Genomic DNA, 24,912 nt, shown 5'->3' with positions numbered 1-24,912 from the left:
GTGACCATTCAGACCACCGTTTCCCCCCTCGGCGCCGATGCGCAAGCCGATACGCGGGCCGTCCTGCTCCACCAGGTGTCCTGGGGCGCGATCTTCGCAGGCGCTGCCATCGCCCTCGTCGCGCAGGCCGTCATCAACCTGATCGGCGTTGGGGTCGGGCTTGCGAGCGTGGGCGTCAACGCCTCCGACAATCCGGCCGCGTCCACCGTCTCGGCGGGCGCCGGGATCTGGTTCGTCGTCTCGGGGATCGTCGCCTCGCTGATCGGCGGCCTCATCTCCGGCCGCCTTTCGGGCAAGCCGATCCCCGGTACGGCCGGGCTGCACGGCCTCGTCTCGTGGTCGGTGACCACCCTCGTCGTGCTGTACCTCCTCACCTCCGCCGCCAGCGGCATCGTCGGCGGGACGCTCAGCACCGTGTCGGGTGCCCTCGGCGGCGCCGGCAGCCTTGTGGGCGGCACCGTGCAGACGGCGGCCCAGGCGGCTGCGCCGTCCCTGTCGAAGATCTCCAACCCCCTCGACGGGATCGAGCAGAAAGTCCGCGAACAGGCCGCCGGTCAGGACCCACAGGCTGCCCGCGATGCGGCCGTCGCCGCGATCAAGGCCCTCTTCACGGGTGACGCCACGCAGAAGCAGCAGGCCGAAAGCCGCGCCGCCGATGCCCTCGCTAAGGCGCAGAACATCCCGGTCGATCAGGCCCGCCAGCAGGTGCAGGACTACGAGAAGCAGTACGATCAGGCGGTCGCCACGGCCAAGCAGAAGGGTGAGGCTGCCGCCATCGCCGCCAAGTCCGCCGCGACCCAAGGCGCCTTCTACGCTGCCATCGCCCTCGTCCTCGGCGCCCTGGCCGCGTTCCTCGGCGGCCGCTTCGGTGCCCCGAAGCCCGCGACCCTTCTCGGCGCCTACGACTCCCGTCGCGCCTGACCCCCTTCACCGGCTCCCGCTGCGAGGCGGGGGCCACACCTAACCGGGTGAACCGGTTTCCCAAGCAAAGATGGAGTTCATGCGATGAGCAGCACCACCGATAAGCTCAAGGGTCTCGCCAACGAGGCCGTCGGCAACGTCAAGCAGGGCGTCGGCAACATGACCGGCAACGACAAGCTCGTGGCCGAAGGCAAGGCTCAGGAACTGAAGGGCGAGACCCAGAAGACGGTGGGCGACGTCAAGGACGGCGCCAAGAACCTCGCGGACAAGATCACCGGCCACAAGTAACGCCAAGCGCGCGAGGCCGGCGGCAGGGCCGGGACGGCGCACACGCCGCCCCGGCCCTGCCGCCCTTTCCATTCCGGACACGACACCGGCGAAAGGACAAGCGGATGAGCAAGGGATATCCTTCGATGACGGCCCTTCTGGGCCTCCTGGCGGTGGCCGGGTTCCAGCATCGCGACAAGATCGGGGAATGGCTCGGCGGCCATTCCGGCGACGCCCACCGGACCCCCCTGCCCCCCGCCCGTGAGCCCGCGTCGGGCAGCACCCCGGGGCTACCCTCGAACCTCTCCAGCATCCTGGGTGGCGTGGGTTCGGCCGGCGTCGGCGGGCTGATCTCGAGCGGCCTGAGCGAACTCGTCGATCACTTCACCAAGGGCGGTCATGGCGAGACCGCGAATTCCTGGATCAACCACGGCCCCAACCGGGACATCCCTGAGGCGGATCTGGAAAAGGCGATCGGGCCGGAGACGCTCGACCATCTCACCCGCCAGACGGGCCTGAGCCGCGCTGCCCTTCTCTCCCGGCTGTCGCGCGAGCTGCCCTCGGCCATCGACCGGTACTCGCCGGACGGTCGTCTGCCGGTGTGATGCCCCATCGGGGCGTCCCCCTGCCGGGGGCGCCCCATCTTTCCAACGGGAGATACCACGAATCGGGCGCGGCAGTCCGTCGGCGCCGCCGAGTCCGAAATTCTCCCATTCAGAGGTAATAATCCTGCGGCGGTGATAGAATGCCGTGGAGTAACAGCGACGTTTGCGCTCATCGTTAACAAGGTGATAAAGCCCGTCTCAGTAGAATACTGAAACGCGCATCACCGGGCACACGCATGAGAATGACGCTCGTCGCTGTCGCCGCCATCGGGCTGACGGCTGGGGCCTGCTCGCTCGGAACACCCGGCGGAGCCGGGAGCTACAGCGCGATCCAGCCTGACCTTGCCGGACCGGCCGCGACCGCCGCCATTCCCACCGTTTCCACCGCGACGAACGGCGATTTCGTGGAAGTGCCCGTACAAGGGGCGATGCCCGGCGACCTCAAGCGGTCCGCCGCCGACGGCGCAGGCCGGGGTGTCGAACCGGTTGCCGCGCTGAGCGCATCGGCCCGGGAGCGCTCGCGATGGGAAACCCTCCGCCCAGGGGATCTGACCCGCGTGCCGGTCGCCGGCCAGCAGGCTGCTGCTCCCGCCGGAGCAGGCATGTCGACGGGGGCGGCCTTGATGGCTCCCGCTGCCGGCACAGGGAACCGGAAGGCGCCCAAGACGGAGGCGAAGAGCTACGACCGCGAGGCGGCGATGCAGGGGCTGATTGATGGCGGCCGCAGCGCAGGCAAGGGCATCTGCAGCGGCTGCTGATCGGACAAGCGCACGATCCGACGCCATCGATGCGACTTTCGATAAACGCCCGACATTGCTCTCTAGAAGCGCTCTAAACTCAATGTTGCAAGATAAATCCGGCTTGAGTTGATTGCCGTCGTGTAAGATCATGGTTGCGGACCACCACTACGCAAACAGTGATCGAGGATATGATGGAGCAGGGCTCCGCTTACATTGAAATGGCGAGCGATATTGTCGCCGCCTACGTGTCTCACAACCACGTTTCCCCGCAGGACCTGCCGGCCGTGATCGCCAAGGTCCATTCCGCCCTCCTGGGTCTAGGGACCGGCGAAAGCGCGCCTTCGGAAGAGGCGGCCCCCACCCTCAGCGCCGCGCAGATCCGCAAGTCCGTGCAGCCGGATCGGCTCATCAGCTTCATCGACGGCAAGGCCTACAAGACGCTCAAGCGTCACCTGACCGCCAACGGCCTCACGCCGGCGACCTATCGCGAGCGGTTCGGCCTGCCGGCGGACTATCCGATGGTGGCATCGGATTACAGTGAGCGGCGTTCGAGCCTCGCCAAGGCGCATGGCCTCGGGTCTCCGGGGAACGAGCGCCTCGCGTCCTGAACCGGGGCTTCAGGCCTCTCGGAGGTTGAGGGCGAAGCCGGCCGAGTGGATGTAGCGCTGCTCGGTCGGCCAGCCGGCCTCGCCCTGGCCTTTCTGAACGTCCTCGCGGCGCTGACCCATCCCCCGTCAGCGCGGTCGCTGTCGCCTCACCGCCTCCCGCAGGACGCGGGACAGCTGATCGACGGAATAGGGCTTCTGCACCAGCTCGAAGTCGTGGACGCCCTCCTGCGCCAGGACGTGGCTGTAGCCGGAGGTCAGGATCACCGGCAGGTCCGGGTGGCTCACCCGCAGGCGCTTGGCGAGCTCAATCCCACCCATGCCCGGCATGACCACGTCGGAGAACACGGCGTCGAACCGGAACGGGATCGTCTCCAGTTCGGCGAGGGCATCCTCGGCGTTGGCGGCGAGGACCGTGCTGTAGCCGAGATCCTCCAGGATCTGCGTGGCGAAGCGGCCGACCTCCACATTGTCCTCGACCACGAGGATGCAGAGGCCGCCGGATTCGTCGAACTCCTCGTCCACGACCGCCGCGGCGCGGTGCTCCGCAGGCGCATCGACCTGGGGAAGATAGAGGGTGAACATCGACCCGCGGCCGAGTTCGCTCGATACGTCGACGTCTCCCCCCGACTGCTTGGCGAAGCCGAAGACCTGGGACAGGCCGAGCCCGGTTCCCTTACCGATTTCCTTCGTCGTGAAGAACGGCTCGAACACCCTCGGCAGGACGTCCGGCGGGATCCCCGCACCCGTGTCCGCGATCGACACCGCGGCGAAGGCGCTTTCCGATCCCGCATGCCCGCGGATGCGCGGCATTGGCTGGCCCCCCACGAGGTGAAGCGTCAGCACCCCCTCCCCGCTCATGGCATCCCGGGCGTTCACGGCGATGTTGATCAGCGCCGTCTCGAACTGGCTGAGGTCGGCCCGGATGTAGCAGGGCTTCTCGGGCAGCTTGGTTTCGATCGTGATCCGGGCACCGGTGACCGAATCCAGCATCTCGGCCACCGACTTGAGGGCGCCGCCGATCTCGAACACCTCCGGCTTCAGCGCCTGACGCCGGGCGAAGGCGAGGAGCTGGCCCGTGAGCTTGGCGGCCCTGTCGATGGTGTCGGAGATGGCTTCGACATAGCGCAACCGACGCTCCTCGGGGAGGTTCGGGCGCTTGAGGAAGTCGGTGGAGGACTTGATGACCGTCAGGAGGTTGTTGAAGTCGTGGGCGACGCCTCCCGTGAGCTGGCCGACTGCCTCGAGCTTCTGCGATTGGCGCAGGGCCTCCTCGACCCGCTCGCGTTCCTGGGCTTCGGCCTGGAGCCGGTCGTCGGCTTCCGCCAAAGCCCGGACGTGCCGCTTCTGCTCCGTGAGATCGGTGAGGATGCCGCAAAGCAGCGGCACGTCGTTCGAGCGTTCGAACAGGCTCAAGGTCAGGTAGGCCGCCCGGAGCGCGCCATTGGCCTCCCTGAGGACGATCTCTTCCCGCACGGGCTCGTCCTCGGCGCCGCGGACGAAGCGCATCAGGCAGGTGGGTTCCCCGGCGAAGGTGTTCAGGTGCTGGCCGATCAGCCGCTCCTGGGGAACGCCGAGCATCTCGGCCATCCGCTTGTTGCAGTAGAGGATGACCCCCGAGGCATCGAGGGTGAAGGCACCCTCCTGCATCTGCTCGATCAGGGCCCGATAGGGCCGGTCCGCCGTGTCGAGGGTGTAGACGAGGCGCTCCCGGTTCGGTCCCTCGATCACCACGGCGTCGAAGTCGCCGCGGCGGATGGCGGCGAGGGTCTCCTCGGCCTCCTCCACCCGCGCCTCCAACTCGCGGATGTGGGCGCGGTAGGCCTCCGGGCTTGGGTCGATCAGGGGCAGAGGCTTCTCGCCATTCACGGGCGTTCCTCCACCACGGAAACCGCCAGCAGGTCGCGGAGCAGGCGCGCCTCGTCCAGGGTTCCGGTGAGGCGCCGTTCCGGCCCGGGCGACAGCTTCAGCAAGGTCGGCGCGGCCAGGATGCCGTCCCTTTCGGCCAGGGCCGGTTGCTGGAAGACATCCACGATTTCCAATTCATGCCTCTCGGAAAGGTGGGTCTCGCAGAAGCGACGGACAATCTCCACCGTCCGCCGGGAGCGCGGTGCTGTCCCGGCGATGAAGAGGCGCAGATGGAAGCGGGCCGTCGGATCAGACCTGCCGATACTCAAGACCTGTCGTCCTTCGGCCTGATGTCGAGGCCGACGAGAACCTTTTCCGTGTTCGAGAGGTCGCCGATGATGCGTTTCAGGGGTGATGGCAGGCGGCGCACCAGGGTCGGGATCGCGAGGATCTGATCGCCGGCGGCGAGCTGGGGGCTCTTCATCAGGTCGATCACCTCGATCTCGTATCGCCCCGCGAGGTGTTCATCGCAGAAGCGTTTGAGGTTCCTCATGGCCGCCACCGACTTTGAGGTCTGGCCGGCGACGTAGAGGCGCAACCGGTAGTGTCCGTCCTGCGGTTCCGGGTCGGTTTCCGGCTCGCCGCTCAGGGAGGTTTCTCCCATCATTCCGCGCCGCTCCGCCTTACGCTGAGTTCCTTGCGCTCTTCGTCGAGGATGGCCGTCCGCAGCTCGTCCTCGCTCCGGAGAAAGCTCTCTTCGTCCTCGATCGCCGCGAGGCCGGCCTGCAGTTCGGCGATCTGGCGCTCGATCGACATCCGCCGCCGCGCCGTCTCCCTGGCACGGCGTTCGCTCTCATGCCTCCGCTGGAGGGCTTCGCGTCGTTCCTTGGCCTCCTGCACGAGGCGTGCCGTCCCCGTCAGCACCCCGGCCGGCCCGATATAGGCGTCCACCAGCGCGATGCCGTGCTCGGACATCAGGAACTCGCGCACCTGATGGGAGTGGCTCATCCCGCGGGCCTTGATCACGTACAAGGTGCGGCTTCGCTCGCCGTTGGCCTCGACGTTCAGGAGCTTGATCCACGAATCCATCAACGAGGAAACGCCGAGATCGTCTCCTTGCTCCCCCAAATTGTCCTGCCGAAGGCTCGTGAAGACCGCCGTGATGCCCCGTCCCTTGAGGAGGTCGATCATCCGCAGGAGTGTCGCCTGCAACTCGTTCGCCGGCCCCCGCAGGGCCGAGAGCGGATCCACCACCACCACGGAGGGCGCGAACGCGTCGAGGTCCCGATGCATACGGGCAAGGTGCATCTCCAGCCCGAACAGGCTCGGCCGGGCCGCCTCGAAGCGCAGCAGCCCAGCCTCGACATGCGCGGTGAGGTCGAGCCCGATGGATCTGGCGTTCCGGCAGAGCTGCGCGCCGCTCTCCTCGAACACAAAGGCCATGCAGCGCTCGCCGCGCTTGCAGGCCGCGTCGATCAGGCTGGACGAGAGGGAGGTCTTTCCGGTGCCGGCCTCGCCGGAGATGAGGATGCTGGATCCCCGGTAGAACCCGCCCGGCCCGAGCATGGCGTCGAGGCCGCCGACACCGCTGGACACGATCCCGTCCGAGACGCCGTAGTTGAGATCCGCCGCGGTGACGGGGAGGACGCTGATCCCGCCCTCGTCGATCAGGAAGGGATATTCGTTGGTGCCGTGTGCGGAGCCCCGATACTTCACCACGCGCAGGCGCCGCGTGGTGATCTGATCCTCGACGCGGTTGTCGAGCAGCACCACGCAATCGGAGACGTATTCTTCCAGGCTCTGGCGGGTCAGCTGGCCTTCGCCACGTTCGCCGGTGATGACGGCGGTGAGACCGCGATCCTTGATCCATCCGAACAGGCGGCGCAGCTCACCACGCAGGAGCGCTAGGTCGGTGAAGCCGGAGAAGAGCGTCTCGATCGTGTCGAGCACGATGCGCTTGGCGCCAACGCTGTCGACGGCGAACCCGAGCCGGATGAAGAGGCCTTCGAGGTCGTACTCGCCCGTCTCTTCGACCTCGCGCGAGTCGACCTGCACGTGGTCGATGGCGATGCGCCCCTGGGCGGCGAGGCCGTCGAGATCGTAGCCGAGGGAGGCCGCGTTGGCGGCGAGATCCTCGGCCCGCTCCTCGAAGCTTACGAAGACGCCGGGCTCGCCGTAGCGAGTCGCCCCGTTGACGAGGAACGTCGTCGCGAACAGCGTCTTACCGCAACCCGCGGCACCGCAGATCAGGGATGGCCGGCCGGCCGGCAAGCCGCCCTGGGTGATGTCGTCGAATCCAGCGATCCCGGTCGGCGCCTTCGGAAGCCTCGGAGCAGACTGGCCATCTTGCACGGAAACTCGGCTCCTCAGCGTTGCCGGCCCAGGGCTCGGAGCATGGCAGCGCGGTCTCGATGGATCGGCGGGTGAGGCCCGTGCCGCGCGGGGGCTATCGTCCCAACCTCCGGAAGCACCTCCTGAGAGGACAGTCCGAGGGCACCGGAAGCGGATCACCGGGGACCGTCCGGGGACGGTTGCCCATCGCCGCCCGCCTTAAGCGCACGTATGAGAAGTTGCAACCAAAGAGCTGAGATAACTTTAGCGCGAAATCCCCCGCCGGTTACGGATCCTGCCGCCCGCCCCGGGCCACTTCGCGCAGATCCTCGTCCGGCAGCGGGCGTTGAAGCGTCAGGGCCTCCTGGACCGGCGCCTCCAGCCAGGCCGCCCATTCCTCCGGCTTCGTCAGAAGCACGGGCATGGCCTTGGGGTGCACCGGCCCGACGACACCGTTCGCCTCCGTGGTGAGGAACGAGAACAGGCGATGCTCGGCCTCGGCGCGATCGGGATTCTCAGCCTTGGTCCCGCGGACACCCGTCCAGGGCCGCCAGATGCCCGCGAAGGCGAAGAGGGGGCGCTCCTCGTCGAGGGCGAACCACACGGGTGTCTTCCGGGGCTTGGTGTCGGCGTACTCGGAGAAGGCGGTGGCCGGCACGAGGCAGCGATAGGCCGGTTTCAGCCACGGCCGCCAATGCGGCGAGGCGACGTTGCGCACGTTGGTGACCGGGTGCTCGCCGAACGCCTTTGGGCCCGGTATGCCCCAGCGCATCATCGTGAGGGTGCGCCCGGTCTCGCCGCCCACGACGACCGGAGCCATCCTGTCGGGGAAGATCGCCGGCAGTTCCGGCATGTTGCCGGTCTCGTCGCGGGTGGCGCCGAAGAACGTCCGGAGGGCGTCCGGGCCCTGCCGGCCAAGGGAGTAGAGATTGCACATCGGCCTACGACTCACCCGCGAAAAGATTCGCAGGTGTGGTCACGCTCAACGGCCCGGAAGCGCTCGTGATGTCGGTTGGCGTCAGCGCAGGGCGACGATCTGCGCCGCGTAGGACGCCACCGTCTGTGTGACCGGAATATCGGCCGCGTAGATGCGCCCGGCCAGGATCAGGAGCGCGAGGCTCCAGAACACCGCTCCGCCGATCCGGCGCGCGGTGCGATCACCCGCTGCGGTGGCGCATGCGCCCGCAACGACCCCGGTGACGGGCTCACCGAAAGGATCGAAGGCGGCTTCGGCCTGCGAGGATGTCGCCGTGGCGGACGTATTGCGCATGGGAGAAATGTCGCGCTGAGACCCGTCTCGTGCAATGGATACGTCTTCCGAAGTTCCCTCGCTTGAGAGAGTGTCCTTCTCCTAAGCGCTCCGGCGACGACGGTTTTCTTTTCCGATGGGTGCAAAGGGTGATCGTGAGTTCGCAAGCTTCCTCGAAAGCCGTCGCGGACAGCGGGGCTGTCCGGTCTCCTTCGATCCTGCCTGGCATCGGCCTCTGCCTTGCGATCACCATTGTGGCCATGGCCGGTCAGGCGGTCGAGGAAAGGATCTTCTCCCACCCCTATGTCGAAGCCCTCGTCCTGGCGATCCTCCTCGGGATCGCCGTCAGGACCGCGTGGTCGCCGGGGGCGCGGTTCCGCACGGGGATCGCCTTCTCGGCCAAGCAGCTGCTTGAAGTCGCGGTCACCCTGCTTGGGGCCTCATTGAGCCTTGGCGCGATCCTCGCCTCCGGGCCGGCCCTGATCGGCGGCATCGTTGGCACCGTGGCTATCGGCATCGCCGCCAGCTACGGCATCTGCCGCGTGCTCGGCCTGCCGGAGCGGATGGCGATCCTCGTGGCCTGCGGCAACGCGATCTGCGGCAACTCGGCCATCGCGGCGGTGGCCCCCGTAATCGGCGCCGAGCCGAAGGACATCGCCGCCTCCATCGCGTTCACGGCCGTGCTCGGCGTGCTGATGGTCCTCGGCCTGCCGCTCTTCGTGCCCCTGGCGGGCATGAGCGACAACCAGTACGGCGTGCTGGCCGGGCTCACCGTCTACGCGGTGCCGCAGGTCCTGGCCGCCACCGTCCCGGTGAGCCTCCTGGCGACCCAGGTCGGGACCCTCGTCAAGCTCGTGCGGGTGCTGATGCTCGGCCCGGTGGTCGTGGCCTTCTCCCTCCTCGCGCCGCGTCTGCCCGGTGAGGGCGGCCACCCGGCGGGTGCCCCACCACGGAAGGGCGGGCGCCTCGCCTTCACCAAGCTGGTGCCGTGGTTCATCCTCGGCTTCCTGATCCTCGCCTCGCTCCGGTCCCTCGGGCTCATCCCGGACGGGGCGGTCCGGCCCCTCACCCAGCTCGCCGGCTTCCTGACGGTGCTCTCCATGGCAGCCCTGGGACTGGGCGTGGATGTCCGTGTCCTGGCCCGTGTGGGCGGACGCGTTACCCTGGCGGTGACCGGCTCCCTGGCCGTGCTCATCGCCATCAGCCTCGCGCTCATCCGGCTCCTGGGCATCGCCTAAGGGAGAACCCGCGGGCGCTTTCGCGCCCTTGCGCGATTCCCTGCCCTTGGCCATAGGCCCATGATGCGGCCCCCGATTCGAACACACGTTGCGATGCCCCCGCGGACGACATCCCTCTCCGCCCATCCGCATCCGGCCGCCCTTCCGGCGGCGCGGGCGCGGCAGGACGTTGCCGGTGTCTGACCTACTGGCCTTCCTCGCCGGGGGCGGAGAGGCCGCCCGGATGATCCGCGAGCGTGACTGGACCGGCCATCCGCTGGGGCCGCCGGAGCATTGGCCGGCGGAGCTGCGCACCGCCCTGAGCCTCGTGCTCAACTCCCCCGAGAGCATGATCCTGGCCTGGGGCCCGGACCTCACCTTCTTCTTCAACGAGACCTACTTCCCTCTGCTCGGCCCTCGCCTCGCCTGGGCGATGGGCGAGCCGTTCGAGAAGGTCTGGGCCGATGCCTGGGACCAGGCCAAGCCGATCATCGCTGACGCCCTGGCCGGCCGTGCCGCCCGGTTCAACGACCTGCCGTGGACCCTCGACACGGACCGCGGCGACGCGCAGACGTGGTGGAGCTTCTCGTATTCCCGGGTTCTCGACGCCGCAGGCAAGGTGGTGGGGCTGTTCATCCTCACCAACGAGACGACGGAGCGGGTCAAGGCCGAGCGCCGCCAGCGGGATTTCGAGGCCGCCCTGCGGATCGAGCGGGACCGGGCGCACGACGTCCTCGACAACATGGGCGAAGCCTTCGCCCTCCTCGGCCGCGACATGCGCATCGCCGACATCAATGCGGAGGGTCTGCGCATGGACGGGCGCAGCCGCGACGAGATCGTCGGCAGGCCCTATCGTGAAGCTTATCCGGACGCGGACCCGGTGCTCGAGCTGGCCTATCTGCGGGCGCTCCGGGACTCGCAGCCCTTCACCATGGAGCATGCCGCCCCCGGGCCCGACGGAAGCGTCACGTGGATCGACATCCGCGCCTACCCGGTCGGGGGCGGGCTGGCGCTGTTCTATCGCGACATCACCGCCAAGCGCATCCAGCAGGAACGGTTGCGGGCCAGTGAGGCCCTCGCGCGGGAGAATGCCGACCGGGTGCAGATCGCCCTTTCGGCGGGCGCGATCATCGGCACATGGTTCTGGGACCTGCCCACCGACCGCTTCACCGTCGATGAGGCCTTCGCCCGAAGCTTCGGGCTCGATCCAGCGGTGGGCCGCATCGGCCTGAGCCTCGCGCAGGTGATCGAGACGGTCCATCCGGACGACAAGCCCGGCCTCGCGACGGCGATCGAGGCGGCTATCGCCCGGGGCGGCTCCTATTCGCACCAGTATCGCGTCCGCCGGTCGGACGGGAACTATTACTGGCTCGAAGCCAATGGGCGGGTCGATTGCGCCTCGGACGGGACGCCCCTGAGCTTCCCGGGCGTGCTGATCGACCTCGACGAGCGCCGGACCCTCGTGGCCGAACGCGACCGGGTCCGGGACGCCCTGCGGGAGCAGGCTTTCGAATTCGAGGTCTTGGCCGATAACATCCCGATCCTGTGCTGGATGAGCCGGCCGGACGGGCACGTCTACTGGTGCAGCCGCCGCTGGTACGACTACACCGGGGCGGAGCCGGGATCGCTCCTCGGCTGGGGCTGGACCGTCGCCCACGATCCGGCGATCCTTCCCGAGGTTCTCGACCGGTGGAATGCGTCTCTCGCCACGGGCGAGCCGTTCGAGATGACCTTCCCCCTCCGCGCCCGCGATGGGTCGTTCCGGCCGTTCCTGACGCGGATGGTCCCGATCCGCGACGAGGACGGCACGATCGCCCGCTGGTTCGCCACCAACACCGACATCGCCGAGCTGCGGGCGGCCGAACAGGCCCTGCGCGACCTGAACGCAACGCTGGAGCAGCAGGTCGCCGAGCGCACCGCCGAACGGGACCAGATCTGGAAGGCCTCCACCGACCTGCTCTGCGTGGCGAATTTCGACGGGTACATCGTCAGTCTGAACCCGGCATGGGTGGCGACGCTGGGTTGGACCGCCGAGGAGATGACCGCGCGGCCCTTCGTGGACTTCGTCCATCCGGACGACCGGCAGTCGACCCTCGCCGCGGCGGCCGGACTGACCCGCGGCGCCCCGCAGCTGGCCTTCGAGAACCGCTACCGGCGCCGGGACGGCAGCTACCGCTGGCTGTCGTGGAACGCGGTCTCCAAGGACGGCAAGATCTACGCGACGGTCCGCGACGTGACCGTCATGAAAGAGCAGGCCGAGGCGCTGGCCCATGCCGAGGACGCCTTGCGGCAGGCCCAGAAGATGGAAGCGGTCGGCCAGTTGACCGGGGGCGTCGCCCACGACTTCAACAACCTGCTGACCATCATCCGTTCGTCGGTGGATTTCCTCCGCCGCCCCAACCTGCCGGAGGAGCGCCGCGCCAGGTACATGGACGCGATGTCGGACACCGTGGATCGGGCGGCCAAGCTGACGGGCCAGCTCCTCGCCTTCGCCCGGCGGCAGGCTCTGAAGCCCGAGGTGTTCGATGTGGGCGCCCGCCTCGACGAGGTCGTCGACATGTTGAACTCAGTGACCGGAGCGCGGATCCGCGTCCGCACGGAACAGCCGGACACGCGCTGCCACGTCCGCGCCGATGCGAGCCAGTTCGAGACCGCCCTCGTCAACATGGCCGTCAACGCCCGCGACGCCATGCGCGGCGAAGGCGAGATGACGATCCGCGTCGCCCGCAGCCGTCCGCTGCCCGCCATCCGCGGCCATGCCGGCGCCACGGGCCCGTTCGTCGCGGTCTCGGTGATCGACCAGGGCTGCGGGATCCCCGCCGACCACCTGTCGCGCATCTTCGAGCCGTTCTTCACCACGAAGGAGGTCGGCAAGGGGACGGGCCTCGGCCTGAGCCAGGTGATCGGCTTCGCCAAGCGATCCGGCGGCGACGTGGACGTCACGAGCACTGTGGGCCGGGGAACGGAGTTTACCCTTTACCTCCCCGAAGCGGAGGCCATCGCCGGCCAAGCCACCGAGGAGGCGGCCTTCGAGCCGGAGCCGGAGGGGCGCAGCCTGTGCGTGCTGGTAGTGGAAGACAACCTTGAGGTGGGCCGCTTCTGCACGCAGATCCTGGAGGATCTCGGCCATTCGACCGTGTGGGCGCACAATGCGGAGGATGCGCTCGCCGAGATCGACCGGATCCCGTTCCGGTTCGAGGCCGTCTTCTCCGATGTGGTCATGCCGGGCATGGGCGGAATCGAGCTCGCCAAGCGCCTGCGGGTGAGCCACCCGAACCTTCCGGTGATCCTGACCTCTGGCTACAGCGACGTCCTCGCCAGGGACGATGGCCACGGGTTCGACCTCGTGCGCAAGCCCTATTCCGCCGAGCAGGTGGCAAGCGCCTTCCGGAAGGTCGCGCTCCGCGAATTCCGGCGCCGGAGGGATCGGACATAATGCCGGTTGCCAGCCGGCCCCGGCCGGTGGACCATTCCGCGCGATGGCGAGGCGAAGGTATGACATGGCCGGCCCCGAGCAGCGCGAGCCCGATCTGCCCGACAGCCTGACGCGGCACCTCAAGGCGCCGCGGAGTGCGATCTGGCCGACGCCGGACGATCGCCACCGCCCGCGGACGGGGGCCCACCGCCCCCGCGTTCCCAGCGGTGTATTCAAGGGCCTGTGGCTCTGGGCCGTGGCCTACAACCTCATCGGTGCCGCGATACTCGCCGTCCTCTGGGCGAGCATGGGGCGATGAGGGCGGGACCTGAGCGCAGAAAGACCGCCGGGGCCAGTTGACCCGTCCCGCCTTTCCCCCTATCTGACGCCAGCCCGTTGCAGAGCTTCGGGCCTTTCTTCCGTCCGTGCAATGGATTCGGAAGCGCGAGCCAGCGAAGCGGCTCATTGGGGGATAGTTTAACGGTAGAACGGTGGACTCTGACTCCTCTAGTCCTGGTTCGAATCCAGGTCCCCCAGCCACCTTCTCGTCTTTCGCGTCAACTCTCTGAAAACTAGTCTGAGGTCGCGACCGTTGCGCGGGCGTTCGCACCGTGATCGGAGCGGACACGCGTGACCGGCCTGTCGGGCGATGCCGACGGGTGTTGGCTCCGACGCTTTCACGACAATGGAAAGGATGGCGCCTTTCCGGTCGGTCACTCAGGTGACGGGGGCCGGATTGAAGAGCGTCAGGTCGTTGTAGAGCCCCCAGCGGTCCGACCACGGGCGTGTCCGCCCGCTCGCCACATCGATGATCAGCTGGAACAGCGCGGCGCCGGCCTCCTCCAAGGTCATGTGGCCCGTAGCGACGCGCCCGGCATCGAAATCGATCAGGTCCGACCAGCGCTCGGCGAGTTCCGTGCGGGTGGCGACCTTGATCACTGGGGCCTGGGCGAGGCCGTAGGGCGTGCCGCGGCCCGTGGAGAAGACCTGCAGCGTGATCCCCGAGGCGAGTTGCAGCGTGCCGCAGACGAAGTCGCTTGCCGGCGTCGCGGCGAAGATCAGTCCGCGCTCCCGCACCCGCTCGCCGGGCGCCAGCACGCCGCTGATCGGCGCGGAGCCGGACTTCGCCACCGAACCGAGGGCCTTCTCGACGATGTTGTTCAGGCCACCCTTCTTGTTGCCCGGCGACGGGTTGGCCCGGCGGTCGGCTCCTCCCTTGGCGAGGTAGGCATCGTACCACGCCATCTCTCGCACCAGCGCGCTGGCGACCTCCGGCGTCGCCGCCCGGGGGACGAGGAGGTGGATCGCGTCGCGCACCTCGGTGACCTCGGAGAACAGCACCGTCGCGCCGCACCGGACAAGCATGTCCGCGCAGACTCCCATGGCGGGATTGGCTGTGACGCCCGAGAAGGCGTCGCTCCCGCCGCATTGCAGACCGACCACGAGGTCGGAGACCGGGCAGGTCTCCCGCCGACGCTCGTTCAGGACGGCCAGACGCTCCTCGGCCATGGCCATGATCGTGTCGAGCATCATGCCGAAGCCCGCATGGTGCTCGTCCTGCAGGCGCGTGACGCCGCCCGCCCGGGCCCCGTCGGGGACGAGCCGTTCGGAGACGAGCTTCTCGCAGCCCAGGCCGACGACCATCACCTCGCCGCCGAAGTTCGGGTTGCGGGCGAGGTTCTGAAGGGTGCGGATCGGGATCGCCGCCTCGGGGGCGTTGATGGCGACGCCGCAGCCATAGGCATGGGTCAGGCCGACCACGTCGTCCACGTGGGGGTAGCGCGGCAGCAATTCGTCCTTGATCCGGCGGATCGCGACGTCGAGGGTCCCGGCCACGCATTGCACGCTGATCGAGATCGCCAGGATGTTCTTGGTGCCGACCGTCCCGTCCGGATTGCGATACCCTTCGAAGGTGTAGCCTTCCAATGTGGGCAGGGCGGCCGGCGGGTGCGGCGTGAGATCGAGGGCGTCGAGGTCGGGGGCGGTGGGGGTCTCGACCCGGGATTCCTCCACCCAGCTGCCGGCGGGGATCGGCTCGATCGCGAGGCCGACGACCTCGCCGTAGCGGCGGACGGGCGCTCCGGCGGGAACATCCGCAAGGGCCACTTTGTGGCCCTGGGGCACGAACTCCCTAAGCACGACCCCGTCGGGCAGGATCGTGCCGGGGGGCAGGCCGAAGGCGTTGACGACGATGGCGACGTTGTCGTCCGGGTGGACGCGGATCGTCCGAGGGGCGTCGCCGGCTCCGGGCGCCGATGCCACGGACGACAAGCCCTGAATCGCGGTCATCTGCATCTCCATGGAAGCTGCCCCGGGCCGACCCCGCCGTCACGGGACTCCGCCGGCACCTGGGCCGCGCCGGCGGGAGGGGGGTTCGTCAGTGGTCAGGCTTCGTGGCGGCCGTCGATCCGCCGGGGGATCCCGAGGGGGTTGGCCTGCTGCAACTCCCTCGGCAGGAGGGTATCAGGCAGGTCCTGGTAGCAGACCGGCCGGAGGAAGTGCTGGATCGCGAGGCTACCGACGGAGGTGGTGCGGCCATCCGAGGTGGCCGGATACGGGCCGCCATGCACCATGGCATGGCCCACTTCGACGCCGGTCCCGAACCCGTTGACGAGGATGCGGCCGACCCGGCGTTCCAGCATCGGCAGCAGGGCGCGGGCGGCTTCGTGGTCGCCGGGCTCCATGTGCAGGGCCGCCGTCAGCTGGCCTTCGAGCCTGGCCAGCACGGCGCGGATCTCGCCGATGTCCCGGCAGCGGACCACGAGGGAGGCTGCCCCGAACACTTCCGCCTCGAGGCGGTGGTCGGCCAGGAACGCGGCGGCGCTCGTCGCGAACAGGGCCGCCTGTCCCTGCGTCTCGCCCCCGCCCCGCCCCCGGGCGAGAAGGGTCACGGCCTCGTTGGCCTCGAGGGCCGCGACGCCGGCACAGTAGGTCCGGTGAATGCCCGGCGTCAGCATGGTCTGCGCCGCCACGCCTTCCAGCGCCGCGGCCGCGCCCGAGAGGAAGGCGTCGAGGCCGGCTCCCTCCACGGCCAGGACCAGGCCCGGATTGGTGCAGAACTGGCCCGACCCGAGGGTCAGGGCGCCCACGAAGGCCTTGCCGATGGCGCCCCCCCGGGACGCGAGGGCGTCCGGAAGCAGGACCACGGGGTTGATCGAACTCATCTCCGCATAGACCGGGATCGGCACCGGACGTTCGGCGGCGAGCTTCATGAGCGCCGTCCCCCCCGTCCGCGAGCCGGTGAAGCCCACTGCGGCGATGCGCGAATCGGAGACAAGGCGCTGTCCGACGACGATGCCGTCATCGAAGAGGAGGGAGAAGACGCCTTCCGGCATCCCGCACTGGGCCGCGGCCTTGGCCACGGCCGCGCCGACGAGTTCGGACGTGCCCGGATGGGCCGGATGGGCCTTGGCCACCACGGGGCAGCCGGCCGCCAGGGCGGAGGCGGTGTCGCCCCCGGCCACCGAGAAGGCCAGGGGGAAGTTCGAGGCGCCGAAGACCGCCACGGGGCCCACGGCGACGTTGCGCAGGCGCAGGTCGGGGCGGGGGAGCGGCTGCCGGTCCGGCAGGGCGGGGTCGATCCGCACGCCGAGGAAGCTGCCCTCCCGGAGGACGCCCGCGAACATGCGCAGCTGGCCGACGGTGCGCCCGCGCTCGCCTTCGAGCCGGGCCCGGGGAAGGCCGCTCTCTTCCATGCAGCGGACGATCAGGGAATCGCCGATGTCGAGGATTGCCTGGGCGATCGCCTCCAGGAAGGCGGCCCGGCGCTCCGGATCGGTTTCCCGGTAGGCGTCGAACGCTTGGTCCGCCAGGGCACAGGCCCGGTCCACGTCGTCCGCGGTCGCCGCGTGGAACGTTGGCTCGATCTCCCGGCCGGTGGCCGCCGCCACGGCGCGGAACGCCGTGCCCTCGCCCTCGGGCCGGCCGCCGATGATGTTTCGTCCGGTGAGTGTCATTCCGTCCTCCATCGCGGTGTGCGCCTCAGCGCACGAGGCAGGGGCGCTTGTTGTCGAAGGTCCAGCCCGGGATCAGGCCCTGCATCGCCGCCGCGTCATCGCGGGCGCCGAGCCCGTGGCGCTTGTAGAGTTCGTGCGCCGCCTCGACCTCGCTCCAGTCGATCTCGATTCCGAGGCCGGGGCGCTCCGGTACGTGGACGAGGCCACCGCGGATGTGAAGGGGTTCCTGTGTCAGACGCTGCCCATCCTGCCAGATCCAGTGGGTATCGATGGCGGTGACCCGCCCCGGCGCGGCGGCGGCGGCATGGGTGAACATGGCGAGCGACACGTCGAAGTGGTTGTTGGAGTGGGATCCCCACGTCAGGTCGTGGTCCCGGCAGAGCTGGGCCACCCGCACCGCGCCGGCCATCGTCCAAAAATGCGGGTCGGCCAGGGGGATGTCGACGGAGCCCAACTGGATCGCGTGGCGCATTTGGCGCCAATCGGTGGCGATCATGTTGGTGGCGGTGGGCAAGCCGGTGGCCCGGCGGAACTCGGCCATCACCTCGCGGCCGGAGAACCCGCCTTCGGCTCCGCACGGGTCCTCGGCATAGGCCAGCACGTCGCCCTTGCCCTTGCACAGGGCGATGGCCTCCGCCAGCGACCACGCCCCGTTAGGGTCCAGGGTCACGCGGGCCTGGGGGAAGCGCCGCTTGATCGCGGTGACAGCTTCCATTTCGGCCTCGCCCGCAAGCACGCCGCCCTTGAGCTTGAAGTCGTTGAAGCCGTAGGCCTCGTGGGCTGCCTCGGCGAGGCGGGCGACGGCGTCGGGCGTCAGGGCCTCCTCGTCGCGCAGGCGCATCCAGCCGTCGCGGGCCCCCGGCTCGCGGTAGGGCAAGTCCGTGCGGCGGCGGTCGCCGACATAGAAGAGGTAACCCAGCATCTCGACGGCATCGCGCTGCTGGCCCTCGCCCAGGAGGGCGGCCACGGGCACGCCGAGATATTGGCCGAGGAGATCGAGGCAGGCGGATTCCACCGCCGTCACCGCGTGGATCGTCACCCGCAGGTCGAAGGTCTGGAGGCCGCGGCCGCCGGCATCCCGGTCGCTGAAGCGCGTGCGCATGGCGTTGAGGACGGCGTTCCAGGCGCCGAGCGGTTGGCCGACGACGAGGTCCCTCGCCTCCTCGAGCACGCCGCGGATTCCCTCGCCGCCGGGGACCTCGCCGAGCCCCGTGGCGCCGGTCGAGTCGGTGAGCACCACGAGGTTGCGGGTGAAGAACGGGCCGTGCGCCCCGGACAGGTTCAGGAGCATGCTGTCGCGCCCGGCGACCGGCACCACCGTCATTCCGGTGACGACGGGGGTGTGGCGTGCGGCGTGCGGGGTCTCTTCGAACGGCATGGGGGCCTCCCGGCTGGCTTTGGTCGTCAGGGAAAGACCGGCCCGCCGAGCGCGGCGGGCCGGGCGTCTCTCAGCCCTGCGGGGCGAGTTCGACGCGGCGGATCTGGCCGACCACGACGAGGTAACAGAACACCGCGGCCAGGGCGTTCGCGCCGACGAAAACCAGGGCGCCGTTGAACGAGCCGGTCTGCTGGACGATGTAGCCAATGACGATGGGCGTCGTGATGCCGGCGGTGTTGCCGAAGGTGTTGAATAACCCCCCGGACAGGCCGCCGCTCTCCTTCGGCGAGGTGTCCGCCACCACGGCCCAGCCCAGGGCGCCGACGCCCTTGCCGAAGAAGGCGAGCGCCATGAGCCCAACCACCAGGGCGTCGGCCTGGACGTAGTTGCAGCCGACGATCGCCATCGAGATCAGCATTCCGGCGACGATGGGGATCTTGCGGGCGGCGGTGAGGGAATACCCCCGGCGCAGGAGCACGTCCGAGAGGAAGCCGCCCAGGATGCCGCCGATGAAGCCGCACAGGGCCGGCAGCACCGCCGCGAAGCCCGCCTGCAGGATCGACAGGCCGCGCTCCTTCACGAGGTATACCGGGAACCACGTGAGGAAGAAGTAGGTGAGCACGGTGATGAAGTATTGCCCGAAATAGATGCCGAGCAGCATCCGGTTCGACAGGAGTTGCTTCAGGGTGCGCCCGGCCTGCCCGGCCCCGGAGGAGGCGACGCCTTCCATCGCCATCAGCGCGCCGCCCTGCCGGATGTAGTCCCGCTCGGCGCGTCCCATCATCGGGTGGTTCTCGGGCCCATGCACGAGCTTGAGCCACAGGAGCGCGAAGAGGACGCCGAGCAGGCCCATCACCGTGAAGACGTGGTGCCAGCTGAAGGTGTAGACGATCCACGCCATGAGCGGCGTGAACAGCACGGTCGCGAAATACTGCGCCGAGTTGAAGAAGGCGGAGGCCATCCCGCGCTCCCGGGCGGGGAACCACGCGGCGACGATGCGGGCGTTGGCGGGGAAGGCCGGCGCCTCGCTCAGGCCGACGAGGAGGCGGAGGGCGAACAGGAGGACGACCGCGGCGAGGCCGGTGAAGAAGCCGACCGCCCCCTGCATGAGGGTGAAACCCGACCAGATGGCGATGGAGGCGGCGTAGACCCACTTTACGCCGAAGCGGTCGAGGAGCCAGCCGCCGGGAATCTGCGCCAGCACGTAAGACCACGCGAAGGCCGAGAAGACGTAGCCCATCTGGACCGGCGTGAGGCCGAGGTCCTTGGCCATGTCGGGGCCGGCGATGGAGATGGTCGCCCGGTCGGCGTAATTGATCGCGGTGGCCGCGAAGAGCATCAGCGCAATGAGGAACCGCACGCGACCGCGCCGGACCCCCGAGGGAGCCAGCGCCTCCGCAGCCGCGGGGGATGTCGAGATGTCCATGGGCGTTCTCCCGAGAGGCTGCACCCCTTGATGGGGCGCTCGCTGCTCCGCCGTTGGCCGGCGTGTCGTGATCGTTCGCACAGGGTCCCGGGCGAACGGGTCGCCCGGGAGGGAGACGTCAGCGGCGGTCGCCGATCAGGGCCTTGAGCTCGGCCAGCTCACCCGCGTCGAGGTCCGTCAGCGGCGGGCGAACCGGGCCGGCATGGCGGCCGACGGCGGTCATCCCGGCCTTGACGATCGACACGGCGTAGCCCCGCTTCCGGTTGCGGATGGCGATGTAGGGAAGCACGAAGCTCTTCAGCTCGGCGTAGACCGCATCCCGGTCCCGGCGGCGGACCGAGTCGTAGAACGACAGGGCCCATTCCGGCAGGAAGTTGAAGATCGCGGAGGAATAGGTCGTCACGCCCATTTCCAGATATGGCAGGGCGAAGGTTTCGGCGGTGGGCAGGCCGCCGACGTAGGTGAGGCGATCCCCGAGCCCGGCATAGACCCGGGTCATCAACTCCACGTCACCGACGCCGTCCTTGAAGCCGACCAGGTTGGGGCAGCGCTCGCACAGGCCGGCGAGGGTCGTCTCGTTCAACTGTGCGTTGGAGCGATTGTAGACGATGATACCGAGGCTTGTGGCCTTGCACACGGCCTCGATATGGGCGGCGAGGCCGGCCTGCTCCGAGCCGACGAGGTAGGGGGGCAGCAGGAGGATCCCGTCGGCGCCCGCGGCTTCGGCGGCCTTGGCCATCTCGACGGCCAGGGCCGTGCCCTGTCCGGCCGGGGCGATCACCGGCGTCCGGCCGCGGGTTTCCTCGACGGCGGCGCGCAGGACCCGGTCGATCTCGGCGGGGGTGAGGGAGAAGAACTCGCCGGTGCCGCCGGCGGCGAAGAGGCCCGAGACCCGGTAGTCGGCGAGCCGGGAAAGGTTGTCCCGGTAGGCGGGCTCGTCGAAGGTCAGGTCATCGCGAAAATGCGTGATGGGGAAGGACAGCAGGCCCGAGCCGAGCTGCTTCGCCATTTCTTCGGGGGTCATCCGAGCCATCGTTCTCTCCCAGAATCGCGCCTTTGGGGCGTCTCGTTTTCGGGTACGGCCCGCGTGCTGTTGCGTCCAACGTTGATTTTGGCTCGATTATCCCGGATCCTGCATCAATGTTCGATCTGGGGCATGCGCGCAGCTTCGTGGCCGTGGCGGAGGAACTGCATTTCGGCCGGGCGGCGGCCCGGCTGAACCTTACGCAGTCGCCCCTGTCCCGGCAGATCCAGATGCTGGAGCGGTCCCTGGGCGTCGATCTGCTGGAGCGCTCGACCCGGGCGGTGCGTCTGACGCCCGCCGGCCGGACCTTCCTCGCCGAGGCCTACCGGGTTCTGGCGGCGGTGGAGAGTGCGGAACGCCTGACGCGCCGGTCCGCCCGGGGAGAGAGCGGCCTCGTGCGACTCGGTTTCACGGCGGCCTCGGCCTACCGTGCCCTGCCCCGCCTCGTGGCCCATCTCCGCGCCCATTTGCCGGAGATCGCCCTCGTGCTGGAGGAGATGGTGTCGGGGGAGCAGATCCATGCCCTCGAGGGCAACCGGATCGACCTCGCCCTCCTCCGTCCGTCCCCGGCCCTCGCCGAAGACGGGATCGACGCCGTCCCCCTGACACGGGAGCGGCTTATCCTGGCGGTGCCGCGGGACCATCCCCTGGCCAGTGGAAGGGCGCCCACCCTCCGCGATCTCGATGGAGAGCCCTTCGTCACGTGGTCGCCCCGGGGCGGACGCTACTTCATCGATCTGCTCGACGGGCTGTTCGAAGCCGGCGGCGTCCGTCCGCAGGTGGTGCAGAGGGTCAATCAGGTCCACGCGATGGTGGCGCTGGTGGATGCGGGTCTCGGCGTCGCCCTCGTGCCGGAGGGCGTGCGCAGCATCCGGATGGCCCATGTGGTCCTGCGCTCCATCCGGCTTCCCGCGACAGCGCAGCCCGAACTGCTGCTGGCATCCCGCCGGGACAACCAGAACCCCTGCCTCGACACCGTCCGCAGCGCGGTGATCAGCGCGATGGCGTGACCGATGTCGCGGTCGTGCCGACCGTCAGGGAGAGGGCCGGCTCCGGCGGTCCGCATCGCCGCTCAGGGGATTGTCGGGATCCCAGCCGTAGTGAAGCGTCTCGAAGCGCATCGCCCGGGCATCGACCATGAGGAGACGCCCGACGAGGGGCTCGCCGAAGTCCGCGACCGCCCGGATGACCTCCATCGCCATCAGGGAGCCCATCACACCCGCGAGGGCGCCGAGCACGCCGGCTTCCGCGCAGGGCGGAACGGTGCCGGGGGGCGGCGGGCTCGGGAACAGACAGCGATAGGTCGGGTTCGGGCGCCCGTCCGCCCCGGTCTCGTGGGCGCGGATCGTCGTCAGGGTGCCGTCGAACCGGCCCAGCGCCGCCGTCACCAGGGGGCGGCCGACATGGAAGCAGGTGTCGGAGACGAGGTAGCGGGTGGCGAAATTGTCCGACCCGTCCGCCACGAGGTCGTAGCGGGCAATGAGGCCGGCGGCGTTGTCCGCGGTCAGCCGGACGGCATGCCCCTCGACGCTGACATGCGGATTGAGGCGCCCGACCGCGGCCGCGGCACTCTCCACCTTCAACCGGCCGATATCCGGGGTGGCGTGGATCACCTGCCGCTGCAGGTTGGACAGGGACACCGTGTCGTCATCGACGATGCCGATCGTGCCGATTCCGGCGGCGGCAAGGTACTGGATCAGGGGCGCCCCGAGGCCCCCCGCGCCGACCACGAGGATCCGCGCCGCCTTGAGCTTTGCCTGCCCTGGTCCGCCGACCTCGGCCAGGACGAGGTGGCGGGCATACCGTTCGATCTCGTCCGGGTCGAGAGCCATGCGCTGGTGATCATCCCGCGCCGCCGGAGGGGCGGCGCGTGAACCATGGAAGGGCGCCGCGATCAGCGCGGCGCGAGGATCATGATCATCTGGCGGCCTTCGAGCATCGGCTCGCTTTCCACCTTGGCGATCTCGGCGGTCTCGTGCTTCACACGCTCGAGGAGCTTGAGGCCCAGATCCTGGTGCGCCATCTCGCGACCGCGGAAGCGCAGGGTGACCTTGACCTTGTCGCCCTCCTCGAAGAACCGCTGCACCGACTTCATCTTGGTGTCGTAGTCGTGCTTGTCGATGCCGGGGCGGAGCTTGATCTCCTTGACCTCGACCGTCTTCTGACGCTTGCGCGCCTCGTTCTGCTTCTTCTGCTCATTGAAGCGGAAGCGCCCGTAATCGAGCAGCTTGCAGACCGGAGGAACAGAATTCGGGGCGATCTCGACGAGATCGAGCCCCACCTCCTCGGCCAAGGCCAGGGCGTCAAAGAAGGGGACGACGCCGCGGTTCTGCCCGGTATCGTCGATCAACTGCACGTCTCGCACCCCGCGGATGTCGCGGTTGGCGCGCGGCCCGTCCTTCTGCGGGGCCGGCATGGCTCTCATAGGTCTACGAATGGCTGTGTTCTCCTGCTTCAACGGCAAACGGCGATCCCGATAGATCCCCCTCAGGATCCTCTGACCGCCCGCCGTCCCGGCTATTCCCGGATTTGACACCTTGCCGCAAGTGGGCCGCAAGTCAACGGGGTTCCGCGGGGGTTCCGTGACGAAATGGCTCACCGTTCAGCGCGCGGGGCGGCTCCGGGTTCCCGTTGATACTGTGGATGTGTGCCCGGCACACCTTCGCCGCAAGACCGGCGGCGCGGGCTCAGCCGTCGCGCCCCAGGAGTTCGGCGTAGACCGCGAGGGTGTCGCCGACCATCCGTTCCAGGGAGAAGTTGGCTTCCACGTGGGCGCGACAGCGCCGGGCCAGGGCATCCCGGGCGCTCGCCCCGAGGGCGAGGGCCTCGGTGAGCGCCGCAGCTAGGGCCGGCGCGTCGCCGGGGGGAACCCGCCAGCCCGTACGCTGGCCGGGGGGGACGTCCGGCGGGGCGAGCACCGTCTCCGGCACCGCCCCGAGATCCGAGACGACGACCGGCGTTCCGAGGGCCTGTGCTTCGACGGCGGAGCGGCCGAAGGCCTCCGGCTCGATCGAGGGCACCGCCACCACCGACGCCGCTCGGAAGGCGGCGGGCATGTCGGTACAGTGGCCGACCCGGCGGACGATGCCCTCCAGGCCGCGGGCGGCGACCAGGGCGTCGATCTCCCGCTCGTACGCGCTGCGCCCCTGGGGGTCTCCGGCGAGGATGACGGCGAGATCGGGCACGCCCTGCTCGCGCATCCGTGCGGCGGCCTCGATGAGCAGCCGGTGGCCCTTCCACGCGGTCAGGCGGGCCGCCAGGAGCACCACCCGCTCGTGCGGCGCCACGCCCCAGCTCCGCCGCAGGGCCTCGACCCGGGCCGACGCCACGGCGTGCGGATTGAAGGCGCCGAGATCCGTGCCCCGATAGATCACCCGCAGGCGGCCCGCCGCCTCGGCCGGATGGGATTGTTCGATCAGGCCGGCCGTATAGCGGGAATTGGCGATCACGACGTCGCCCCGCGCCATCACCGAATTGTACAGGACCTTCACCCCCGTCCGACCGGAATAGCTGCCGTGGTAGGTGGTGACGAAGGGCAGACCGAGGCGCCGGGCCGCGCCCAGGGCCACCCAGGCCGGGGCCCGGGAGCGGGCGTGGATGAGCTGCACGCCCTCCCGCCGGCACAGGGCGGCGAGCTTCAGGACATTTACTGCCATCCGTGCCGGATTCTTCGTGGCGGCGGGGAAGCGGATCCAATGGCCGCCTTTGGCCTGCAGCTCGCCGACGAGCCGGCCCCCTTCCGTTGCGACCAAGGCGCGCCCGCCGGCGGCGGTCAGACCGGCGGCGACATCGACCGTCGTGCGTTCGGCGCCGCCCGCATCCAGTTCCGGGATGATCTGGAGCACGCAGGCCCCCGCGAGCCGCCCCTCCCCCACCGGAAAGCCCTGAACGGCCCTCGCCTCTCCGGTCATGGATGGTCCCTCCGCGAGG

Annotated in this window: 23 protein-coding genes and 1 tRNA gene; 10 read left to right on the top strand and 14 right to left on the bottom strand. The window is 69.3% G+C overall.

What is annotated here, in order from left to right:
• The 5 genes from MFF22_RS09160 to MFF22_RS09140 all read left to right on the top strand — a co-directional run bounded on the left by MFF22_RS09160 (nt 1) and on the right by MFF22_RS09140 (nt 3,141).
• Nucleotides 1-921 carry a PhnA-like protein gene (locus MFF22_RS09160; protein WP_238248661.1) on the top strand — a complete coding sequence of 307 codons (921 nt, stop codon included), beginning with the start codon at nt 1-3 and terminating at the stop codon, nt 919-921.
• A gap of 84 nt (nt 922-1,005) precedes the next feature.
• Nucleotides 1,006-1,209 (top strand): CsbD family protein, encoded by a 204-nt coding sequence (locus MFF22_RS09155; protein ID WP_238248660.1) that lies wholly within the window; start codon nt 1,006-1,008, stop codon nt 1,207-1,209.
• Between the two features lie 104 nt (nt 1,210-1,313).
• Nucleotides 1,314-1,793 (top strand): YidB family protein, encoded by a 480-nt coding sequence (locus MFF22_RS09150; RefSeq protein ID WP_238248659.1) that lies wholly within the window; start codon nt 1,314-1,316, stop codon nt 1,791-1,793.
• 242 nt (nt 1,794-2,035) lie between these two features.
• On the top strand, nt 2,036-2,551 hold the full coding sequence (locus MFF22_RS09145) for a hypothetical protein (RefSeq protein WP_238248658.1): 516 nt from the start codon (nt 2,036-2,038) through the stop codon (nt 2,549-2,551).
• A gap of 200 nt (nt 2,552-2,751) precedes the next feature.
• Nucleotides 2,752-3,141 (top strand): Ros/MucR family transcriptional regulator, encoded by a 390-nt coding sequence (locus MFF22_RS09140; protein WP_283206165.1) that lies wholly within the window; start codon nt 2,752-2,754, stop codon nt 3,139-3,141.
• Between the two features lie 126 nt (nt 3,142-3,267).
• Here the strand turns inward: MFF22_RS09140 and MFF22_RS09135 are convergent, their stop codons facing one another.
• From MFF22_RS09135 to MFF22_RS09110, 6 genes are all read right to left on the bottom strand, one after another.
• Entirely contained in the window at nt 3,268-5,007 is a 1,740-nt protein-coding gene (locus MFF22_RS09135) for an ATP-binding protein (protein WP_238248657.1), read from the bottom strand.
• Nucleotides 5,004-5,315 (bottom strand): circadian clock KaiB family protein, encoded by a 312-nt coding sequence (locus MFF22_RS09130; protein ID WP_238248656.1) that lies wholly within the window; start codon nt 5,313-5,315, stop codon nt 5,004-5,006. Before MFF22_RS09130 ends, MFF22_RS09135 begins: the two co-directional genes overlap by 4 nt.
• Nucleotides 5,312-5,650 carry a circadian clock KaiB family protein gene (locus MFF22_RS09125; protein WP_370877550.1) on the bottom strand — a complete coding sequence of 113 codons (339 nt, stop codon included), beginning with the start codon at nt 5,648-5,650 and terminating at the stop codon, nt 5,312-5,314. The genes MFF22_RS09130 and MFF22_RS09125 overlap by 4 nt, the downstream gene beginning before the upstream one ends.
• Nucleotides 5,650-7,338 carry a circadian clock protein KaiC gene (kaiC, locus tag MFF22_RS09120; RefSeq protein WP_238248654.1) on the bottom strand — a complete coding sequence of 563 codons (1,689 nt, stop codon included), beginning with the start codon at nt 7,336-7,338 and terminating at the stop codon, nt 5,650-5,652. Before kaiC ends, MFF22_RS09125 begins: the two co-directional genes overlap by 1 nt.
• A 265-nt stretch (nt 7,339-7,603) precedes the next feature.
• Entirely contained in the window at nt 7,604-8,254 is a 651-nt protein-coding gene (locus MFF22_RS09115) for an SOS response-associated peptidase (protein WP_238248653.1), read from the bottom strand.
• Nucleotides 8,255-8,335: 81 nt separating this feature from the next.
• On the bottom strand, nt 8,336-8,587 hold the full coding sequence (locus MFF22_RS09110) for a hypothetical protein (RefSeq protein WP_238248652.1): 252 nt from the start codon (nt 8,585-8,587) through the stop codon (nt 8,336-8,338).
• 134 nt (nt 8,588-8,721) lie between these two features.
• Between MFF22_RS09110 and MFF22_RS09105 the strand changes: the two genes are divergently transcribed.
• From MFF22_RS09105 to MFF22_RS09090, 4 genes are all read left to right on the top strand, one after another.
• Nucleotides 8,722-9,804 carry a YeiH family protein gene (locus tag MFF22_RS09105; RefSeq protein ID WP_238248651.1) on the top strand — a complete coding sequence of 361 codons (1,083 nt, stop codon included), beginning with the start codon at nt 8,722-8,724 and terminating at the stop codon, nt 9,802-9,804.
• A gap of 175 nt (nt 9,805-9,979) precedes the next feature.
• Nucleotides 9,980-13,219 (top strand): hybrid sensor histidine kinase/response regulator, encoded by a 3,240-nt coding sequence (locus tag MFF22_RS09100; RefSeq protein WP_238248650.1) that lies wholly within the window; start codon nt 9,980-9,982, stop codon nt 13,217-13,219.
• Nucleotides 13,220-13,283: 64 nt separating this feature from the next.
• On the top strand, nt 13,284-13,517 hold the full coding sequence (locus MFF22_RS09095; protein WP_238248649.1) for a hypothetical protein: 234 nt from the start codon (nt 13,284-13,286) through the stop codon (nt 13,515-13,517).
• Nucleotides 13,518-13,664: 147 nt separating this feature from the next.
• A tRNA-Gln gene (locus MFF22_RS09090) sits at nt 13,665-13,738 on the top strand.
• Between the two features lie 177 nt (nt 13,739-13,915).
• Here the strand turns inward: MFF22_RS09090 and garD are convergent.
• From garD to kdgD, 5 genes are all read right to left on the bottom strand, one after another.
• Nucleotides 13,916-15,487 (bottom strand): galactarate dehydratase, encoded by a 1,572-nt coding sequence (gene garD / locus MFF22_RS09085; protein ID WP_238248648.1) that lies wholly within the window; start codon nt 15,485-15,487, stop codon nt 13,916-13,918.
• Nucleotides 15,488-15,582: 95 nt separating this feature from the next.
• Entirely contained in the window at nt 15,583-17,154 is a 1,572-nt protein-coding gene (locus MFF22_RS09080; protein WP_238248647.1) for an aldehyde dehydrogenase (NADP(+)), read from the bottom strand.
• A gap of 25 nt (nt 17,155-17,179) precedes the next feature.
• Nucleotides 17,180-18,532, bottom strand: coding sequence for a glucarate dehydratase (gene gudD / locus MFF22_RS09075; RefSeq protein ID WP_238248646.1), 1,353 nt, complete (start codon nt 18,530-18,532; stop codon nt 17,180-17,182).
• A gap of 70 nt (nt 18,533-18,602) precedes the next feature.
• The gene (locus MFF22_RS09070; RefSeq protein ID WP_238248645.1) at nt 18,603-19,958 is read right to left on the bottom strand and encodes an MFS transporter; all 1,356 of its coding nucleotides are present in this window, start codon (nt 19,956-19,958) and stop codon (nt 18,603-18,605) included.
• Nucleotides 19,959-20,076: 118 nt separating this feature from the next.
• Entirely contained in the window at nt 20,077-20,991 is a 915-nt protein-coding gene (gene kdgD / locus MFF22_RS09065) for a 5-dehydro-4-deoxyglucarate dehydratase (RefSeq protein ID WP_238248644.1), read from the bottom strand.
• Nucleotides 20,992-21,098: 107 nt separating this feature from the next.
• On the opposite strand from kdgD, the gene MFF22_RS09060 reads away from it, so the two are divergent.
• Nucleotides 21,099-21,992, top strand: a complete 894-nt coding sequence (locus MFF22_RS09060) for a LysR family transcriptional regulator (protein WP_238248643.1) — start codon at nt 21,099-21,101, stop codon at nt 21,990-21,992.
• Between the two features lie 24 nt (nt 21,993-22,016).
• Here the strand turns inward: MFF22_RS09060 and MFF22_RS09055 are convergent, their stop codons facing one another.
• The 3 genes from MFF22_RS09055 to MFF22_RS09045 form a co-directional block, all read right to left on the bottom strand.
• Nucleotides 22,017-22,814 (bottom strand): HesA/MoeB/ThiF family protein, encoded by a 798-nt coding sequence (locus MFF22_RS09055; protein WP_238248642.1) that lies wholly within the window; start codon nt 22,812-22,814, stop codon nt 22,017-22,019.
• Nucleotides 22,815-22,876: 62 nt separating this feature from the next.
• Entirely contained in the window at nt 22,877-23,398 is a 522-nt protein-coding gene (infC, locus tag MFF22_RS09050; RefSeq protein ID WP_238248641.1) for a translation initiation factor IF-3, read from the bottom strand.
• Between the two features lie 271 nt (nt 23,399-23,669).
• A complete protein-coding gene (locus MFF22_RS09045; RefSeq protein ID WP_238248640.1) occupies nt 23,670-24,893 on the bottom strand; it encodes a glycosyltransferase family 4 protein in 1,224 nt (407 codons plus the stop codon).
• Between the last annotated feature and the right edge of the window lie 19 nt (nt 24,894-24,912).

Source organism: Methylobacterium persicinum (genome assembly GCF_022179525.1).
GTDB classification, from domain to species: domain Bacteria; phylum Pseudomonadota; class Alphaproteobacteria; order Rhizobiales; family Beijerinckiaceae; genus Methylobacterium; species Methylobacterium persicinum.
The sequence above is the reverse complement of the archived record's forward strand: the minus strand, read 5'-3'. Positions and strand labels throughout refer to the sequence as shown.

Coding starts and splice junctions, on each gene's coding strand:
- MFF22_RS09055 (WP_238248642.1), bottom strand. CDS start 22,814: ATGGCTCTCGACCCGGACGAGATCGAACGGTATGCCCGCCACCTCGTC.
- garD (WP_238248648.1), bottom strand. CDS start 15,487: ATGACCGCGATTCAGGGCTTGTCGTCCGTGGCATCGGCGCCCGGAGCC.
- MFF22_RS09045 (WP_238248640.1), bottom strand. CDS start 24,893: ATGACCGGAGAGGCGAGGGCCGTTCAGGGCTTTCCGGTGGGGGAGGGG.
- MFF22_RS09115 (WP_238248653.1), bottom strand. CDS start 8,254: ATGTGCAATCTCTACTCCCTTGGCCGGCAGGGCCCGGACGCCCTCCGG.
- MFF22_RS09060 (WP_238248643.1), top strand. CDS start 21,099: ATGTTCGATCTGGGGCATGCGCGCAGCTTCGTGGCCGTGGCGGAGGAA.
- MFF22_RS09145 (WP_238248658.1), top strand. CDS start 2,036: ATGACGCTCGTCGCTGTCGCCGCCATCGGGCTGACGGCTGGGGCCTGC.
- MFF22_RS09125 (WP_370877550.1), bottom strand. CDS start 5,650: ATGGGAGAAACCTCCCTGAGCGGCGAGCCGGAAACCGACCCGGAACCG.
- MFF22_RS09155 (WP_238248660.1), top strand. CDS start 1,006: ATGAGCAGCACCACCGATAAGCTCAAGGGTCTCGCCAACGAGGCCGTC.
- MFF22_RS09095 (WP_238248649.1), top strand. CDS start 13,284: ATGGCCGGCCCCGAGCAGCGCGAGCCCGATCTGCCCGACAGCCTGACG.
- MFF22_RS09150 (WP_238248659.1), top strand. CDS start 1,314: ATGAGCAAGGGATATCCTTCGATGACGGCCCTTCTGGGCCTCCTGGCG.
- MFF22_RS09070 (WP_238248645.1), bottom strand. CDS start 19,958: ATGGACATCTCGACATCCCCCGCGGCTGCGGAGGCGCTGGCTCCCTCG.
- gudD (WP_238248646.1), bottom strand. CDS start 18,532: ATGCCGTTCGAAGAGACCCCGCACGCCGCACGCCACACCCCCGTCGTC.
- kdgD (WP_238248644.1), bottom strand. CDS start 20,991: ATGGCTCGGATGACCCCCGAAGAAATGGCGAAGCAGCTCGGCTCGGGC.
- MFF22_RS09080 (WP_238248647.1), bottom strand. CDS start 17,154: ATGACACTCACCGGACGAAACATCATCGGCGGCCGGCCCGAGGGCGAG.
- MFF22_RS09110 (WP_238248652.1), bottom strand. CDS start 8,587: ATGCGCAATACGTCCGCCACGGCGACATCCTCGCAGGCCGAAGCCGCC.
- MFF22_RS09140 (WP_283206165.1), top strand. CDS start 2,752: ATGGCGAGCGATATTGTCGCCGCCTACGTGTCTCACAACCACGTTTCC.
- infC (WP_238248641.1), bottom strand. CDS start 23,398: ATGCCGGCCCCGCAGAAGGACGGGCCGCGCGCCAACCGCGACATCCGC.